This is a genomic window from Geobacillus sp., assembly GCF_017515625.1.
Classification (GTDB): Bacteria; Bacillota; Bacilli; order Bacillales; family Anoxybacillaceae; genus Geobacillus; species Geobacillus stearothermophilus.
Genome location: NZ_JAFWFM010000195.1, coordinates 1 through 5,396 on the forward strand (window position 1 = coordinate 1; position 5,396 = coordinate 5,396).

The following is a 5,396-nucleotide window of genomic DNA, read 5'->3' on the forward strand; positions in this document are numbered from 1 at the left end:
ATCCGTCTGTTGTGTGTGGAAGCCAAGTACTGCCAACAGACACACCGAGAGAATCGGTAACGATGCAGGCATGACCTGCGTCGTTGGGTAGTTGTCAACCTGCCCTGATGCAACCCCAAGTCAAGGAAGGAGGACGAAGTCTGTTTGCACTTCTGGGGAGTTGCAAGCCCCCACTTCAAGCGTTAGCGAAGTGGGGGTAGTTGACGTTGTTCCCCTTTCTTTGTTTGTACATACGTTTTGATTATACTCCCCGCTTGTTTCGTTTTTGGAAACGAAATGCGCTGCAAAAAAAGCGGCTTTGGACGCAAAAGAGAAATCGAAAAGGGGAGATTTCAGATGGAACAATGGGTGATCCGCGATGCGACGGCGGCTGATTTGCCGCACATCGTCCGCATTTACAACGAAACGATCCCAAGCCGAATGGTGACAGCGGATTTGGAACCGGTGTCGGTGGAAAGCCGAAAGGCGTGGTTTGAAGCGCATGATCCTCACCATCGGCCGCTTTGGGTGGTGGAAGATGGCGGCGATATTTGTGCCTGGCTCAGTTTCCAATCGTTTTACGGCCGCCCGGCGTACCGCCATACGGCGGAGGTGAGCATTTATATTGCCGAATCGCACCGCGGTCAAGGATTGGGGACGAAGTTGCTGAAGCAAGCGGTCGACAAGGCGCCAGCGCTTGAAATAAAGACGCTGCTCGGCTTTATTTTTGCGCATAATGAACCAAGTTTACGGCTTTTCTCCCGCTTCGGATTTGAACGGTGGGGATATTTTCCGCGCGTGGCGGAACTGGATGGGGTGGAACGCGATTTGGTCATCGTCGGCAAACGGCTTGTATAGAATGGCGTCCGATGGGGCACGGATAATCATGACAATGCCAAGAAAGAGGGAATGACATGAACGTTATGCCGATTCGGCTGTTTACGATTCAAGACGGCGAAGGATTTGTCGCCGACGCCTTTCAATGCCCGGTGACCGGCAATTTGATTTATAAATCGTCCGGCACGCCGTCTGTCATCGCGTACACCGATCTCACAGACTGGCAAATTGCGCGTTTGGAGGAATACGGATTCCGCCGGCTCGAGGCGGCGTCCGGGCGAACGGCCGCCCACGAAGGCGGCATTGAAGAACTGCTCCCGAAACAATAGCAGCGGGTTGTCCTGCAGCCCGCACCAAAACAGCCTGTCCGCACCGGACAGGCTGTTTCATTGGCAGGGCGTCAAGATGCGGGCAGCCGGGCGTTTCGAGCTGCCATCATCCGCCCGCACCGGTCATGTCCCCCGGCGGACGAACCAATAGAGCGCGGCCGCCGCCAGCAAACCAAGCAACGCATAAACAACGGGATGACCCGCGCGGTCTTTCGGCGCCGCCTCTTGATCGGAAGCAGACGGTTGATCGGCGGCCGGGCTGCCAGCGGACTTCTCGTTTGACGGCGTGTTGCCATCAGGCGGATGGTCCGCCCCGTTTGGCGTTGGCTTTTCATCTGCCGCTCCCCTTCCGTACATGCCCGTCCCCGTCCGTTTTGCCTCGTTCAACGCGGCGCGGACACGGTCTTCGTATTTGTAATCGCCATAGTCATAAAAGTCTTCCACCAATCCCGCTTTGGCAATCTCCTCTTGCAACAGGCGACCGTCCACCCACACCCAAGCGAGCAGCCGCTGGTATTTGTCGAACAACGTATTCCCGTCTGTTTCAAGCACAATGTCCCCTTTTTGCAGGCGGGAGCACGTGAACTGGCTCGCTTCTTTTCCATATGGCTCGACTTCGATCGTGCTTTCCGGGGTGTCAATGAACAAAAAGCGGGTTGTATACACATGGCCGTTCACACGGAATTTGGCCGTGTCACCGTCCACGCACCCTACCAATGCCGCTTTGTATGTCCGGCCCAGCCGCAGCGAAGCATCGCCCTCTTTTCCCCCGAGCGCATGGCCGTCGAGGTCAATGCGGTCAGGAGTGAGGTTTCGCTTGCATCGTTCATTGCCGTTGTATTTCTGAATAAGTTGGACAAGCTCTTCTTTCGTTTTCGCCTGTTTCGCGAGCGCAGTCGGTTCATGCAGCAAGTACGTGCAGTCGCTGTTGCGAAAATGTCCGCCCAATTCATCTAGTTCGCCACGATGGGCGGCTGCATATATCGGGGCCATCAGCACCAAACAAACGATCATGATCATCATTCGCTTCATCGTGATCCCCTCTCCGCGAAATCAGAAAACAAAAAACCCTTGCCACGCAAGGGTTTGACGGATGGAGCATACCGGGCTCGAACCGGTGACCTTCGCGCTGCCAGCACGACGCTCTCCCAACTGAGCTAATGCCCCAAACGGTATGGATCATCTGCCCATGTTCCATTATATATAGTTTGTCGGCTGTTTGCAATCCTTTTTTCATCAGCCGCTTTCAATATCGACATGGACGACGGCGTCGATGGAGCGAATGATGTAGTAAAGCTCGGCGGTCGAGCGCTTTTGGTCAATGACGGCTCTTAGTTTCAGCAAATGCTCATGTTCCTCAACGTCTTTAATGCGGATCGTTTTAATATTGATGCGCTGCTGTTTTAAATGGTCAATCACTTTGGTGATGTTTTTCGCCTCATCGACCGTAATTTGCAGCATCACCTCTTTTTCGCGCAGCTGCTTCGGTCCGAAAAAGTTGATTAAAAATGGAATGAGTTCGACGCTGACAATGAGCAGCGCCACACCGAACGCCGATTCCCAATAAAAGCCCGCGCCAACCGCCACGCCAATCCCTGCCGCCCCCCAAATGATCGCGGCGGTCGTCAGCCCGGTAATGCTGTCGTTGCCGCGGCGCAAAATGACGCCCGCTCCCAGGAACCCAACCCCGGATACGATTTGCGCGGCAAGGCGGAGCGGGTCCATTGTGATATGGTCTTTAAGAGGAAAGACGTACGCCGATTCGATCGAAACGATCGTAAGCAGGCAACTGGAAATGGAAATGACAAGGCACGTTTTCAAGCCGACCGGTTTTCGCTTCAATTCCCGTTCCAACCCGATAATCAGCCCGAGGATGGCGGAAATCCCTAATTTGAGGAACGGATCAAACATCATTTTTTCTCACCTCTTTCATGGTATAATGAATGTAAAAAAATGTTGGTGAGGAGATGGAAACATGAAGCCGCCAAGCATAGCGAAATCGTATGCTGCGTTATTGATCGGCGCGCTTGCTGTGTCGACATCGGCCATTTTCGTCAAATGGTCGGAGGCGCCGTCGGCCGTTATCGCGTTTTATCGGCTTTTTTTCGCGGTCGTCATCATGACGCCGTTTTTTCTTCGCCATATCCGCGAACTGAAGCGTATTTCCCGACGCGACTGGTGGTTTTCGATTTGTTCCGGCGTGCTGCTTGCGTTTCATTTTATTCTTTGGTTTGAATCGCTCGACTATACTTCCGTCGCCAGCTCGGTCGTGCTTGTGACGCTGCAGCCGCTGTTCGCCTTTGCGGGCGGGGCGCTCTTTTTCCGTGAGCGGCTGACGGCGGGCGCGCTCGCAAGCGCTGTTTTGGCGATTGCGGGAAGCGTCTTGATTAGCTGGGGCGATTTTCGCGTCAGCGGCGAAGCGCTCTATGGGGACATGTTGGCGTTGGTGGCGTGCGCGATGGTGACGGCGTACTGGCTGTTCGGCCAAGAAGTGCGCCAACGGTTGTCGCTCATGACGTATACATATATCGTCTATGGCATTAGTGCGGCGGTGTTGTGGCTGTACGCGATGCTGTTTCGCCTTTCGCTGGCGGCGTATCAGCTGACGGATTGGCTTTGTTTTCTCGCCCTTGCCGTCATTCCAACGCTGCTCGGCCATTCGGTGATGAACTGGGCCGTCAAATGGGTGAGCGCCTCGACGGTGTCGATGGCGATTTTGTTTGAACCGGTCGGCGCTTCGGCGTTGGCGTACTGGCTGCTCGATGAACCGATCCACCTGTTTCAATGGATCAGCGGCATTTTTATTTTAACAGGAATCGGGCTGTATTTGTGGGAGAAAAACGAAAAAGGCCCGCTAACGATACAAGAAAGCAGCGGACCCTAACGTCCCGGCGATCCATGGCAGACGGCCGAGCGGCAGGCGGAGTTCGTCGAAGCGGCGGGCGAATTGGGATAAATAAGCGAAGTTCATTTGTGTAATATGAGGAAGAAGATAGGCGGATTTCGTCGCCCACTGCTTCCGCCTCCGGTTGAGGGCGGCGATGATGCTGTCCGCTGTCTCGATGCCGATGCCGTGTCCGTAAAACAAGCCATCGCCCAAATAGATCGTGTTCTCCCCTTGCCATTGCGGCGTCAGCGGATCAACGTCCGGGTTTTTAAAATAAAGGCAGTCCCCGGGGAGAAAGTGTTCTCCCTTTTTCGTTTCGATACCGAGGTCTTTGTCCGTATGCCAGTCATACAGCAGCAAATGGGCAAACAAACGATTGAACGCCGACACGTCAATCCCTTCAAGCACCGCTTTATAAAAAACGATGACGATCGCCGTCGCGCACTCAAAGGCGTACAGTTCGCTGTTGACAAAAATATCATTGATGGCGTCCGATGGAAGAACGTCTGGCCGAAGCTGAAACCCCCCGCGCTCATCCCGCAGCCAGAACTGGCTGTTGCAGCGCGAAAAACGGAAAATGGCAAACTGCGCCCGGCTTTTCGCCAAGTCCACCGAGGCTTGAACGATCTGGCTGCGAAGCTTGATTTCAAACAGCAGTTGCTGTTCGTTCGGATACGTATATAGTTCAGGGGAAGACACAAGGGCGTGCAGAATGCGCTGTTCATTCGGCGGAAGCGAGGACGAGCCGGAAACGTGAAAACCGGACGGAGATGACAAGATGCGAATCAACGCCAAGATGCCTCCTTCAAGAAAGTAAAAATCAAGTAAGTGATGATAGATATATTATTGAAATGTATGCGCCCGCCGCTCCGCATATTCGTCGTCTTAGGCGGACAAGTTGCCAAGGCAGCGGGCGTCGTATTCCAATATGATATAAAGGAAGAAGGGGGCAGCAGCGTCGCAAAAAAAAAAATAAAAAAAGGTATTGCATTTTTGTTTTTGAGGTGATATATTAAATAGCGTCGCTGCTAGAACGAACAGTTCGGACGCGACGGACAAGAAAAACAGTTGACAACGAAAAGATGTTATGTTAGTACGAAGAAGCTGCTTGCGAGAGACAATGAGTTGATGAGGAAGTGAAATTCCTTGCATCCAAGCAGCGCGATCGTTCCTTGAAAACTGAATGAAACGAAGCGCGACGAAAAGCGGAGGTCCGCGGGTCGCCGCGACGGGCAAATGTTCTTCGCCTGCAAGGGTGCTTGCACCCGGAAGGCGAAGGTTATTTGACCCCGAGCGGCGGCGGACCGAAGCTGGACAATACGAAAAGCGGAGGTCCGCATGGGCCGAAGCAAAAGCCAATCAAC

At 53.7% G+C, this 5,396-nt stretch carries 6 protein-coding genes and 1 tRNA gene; 3 read left to right on the forward strand and 4 right to left on the reverse strand.

Translation table 11 applies throughout. The features are described from left to right. Positions 1-336 precede the first annotated feature (336 nt). Positions 337-837 carry a GNAT family N-acetyltransferase gene (locus tag IKE44_RS11325; RefSeq protein ID WP_033010730.1) on the forward strand — a complete coding sequence of 167 codons (501 nt, stop codon included), beginning with the start codon at positions 337-339 and terminating at the stop codon, positions 835-837. Between the two features lie 56 nt (positions 838-893). Continuing rightward, positions 894-1,145: a hypothetical protein gene (locus IKE44_RS11330; protein ID WP_033016279.1), complete on the forward strand. Its 252-nt coding sequence runs from the start codon at positions 894-896 to the stop codon at positions 1,143-1,145. A gap of 123 nt (positions 1,146-1,268) precedes the next feature. Here IKE44_RS11330 and IKE44_RS11335 read toward each other — a convergent pair whose 3' ends face one another. From IKE44_RS11335 to IKE44_RS11345, 3 genes are all read right to left on the reverse strand, one after another. Next, positions 1,269-2,177, reverse strand: coding sequence for a thermonuclease family protein (locus IKE44_RS11335; RefSeq protein WP_049624798.1), 909 nt, complete (start codon positions 2,175-2,177; stop codon positions 1,269-1,271). A 62-nt stretch (positions 2,178-2,239) separates the two neighbouring features. After that, positions 2,240-2,312, reverse strand: a tRNA-Ala gene (locus tag IKE44_RS11340). Positions 2,313-2,381: 69 nt separating this feature from the next. Beyond that, positions 2,382-3,059, reverse strand: a complete 678-nt coding sequence (locus tag IKE44_RS11345; protein ID WP_033016277.1) for an MgtC/SapB family protein — start codon at positions 3,057-3,059, stop codon at positions 2,382-2,384. A 61-nt stretch (positions 3,060-3,120) separates the two neighbouring features. On the opposite strand from IKE44_RS11345, the gene IKE44_RS11350 reads away from it, so the two are divergent. Next, positions 3,121-4,029 (forward strand): DMT family transporter, encoded by a 909-nt coding sequence (locus IKE44_RS11350; RefSeq protein ID WP_049624797.1) that lies wholly within the window; start codon positions 3,121-3,123, stop codon positions 4,027-4,029. On the opposite strand, the gene IKE44_RS11355 is transcribed toward IKE44_RS11350, so the two are convergent. Next, positions 4,000-4,821 carry a protein-glutamine gamma-glutamyltransferase gene (locus IKE44_RS11355; protein WP_033016352.1) on the reverse strand — a complete coding sequence of 274 codons (822 nt, stop codon included), beginning with the start codon at positions 4,819-4,821 and terminating at the stop codon, positions 4,000-4,002. The genes IKE44_RS11350 and IKE44_RS11355 overlap by 30 nt on opposite strands. Between the last annotated feature and the right edge of the window lie 575 nt (positions 4,822-5,396).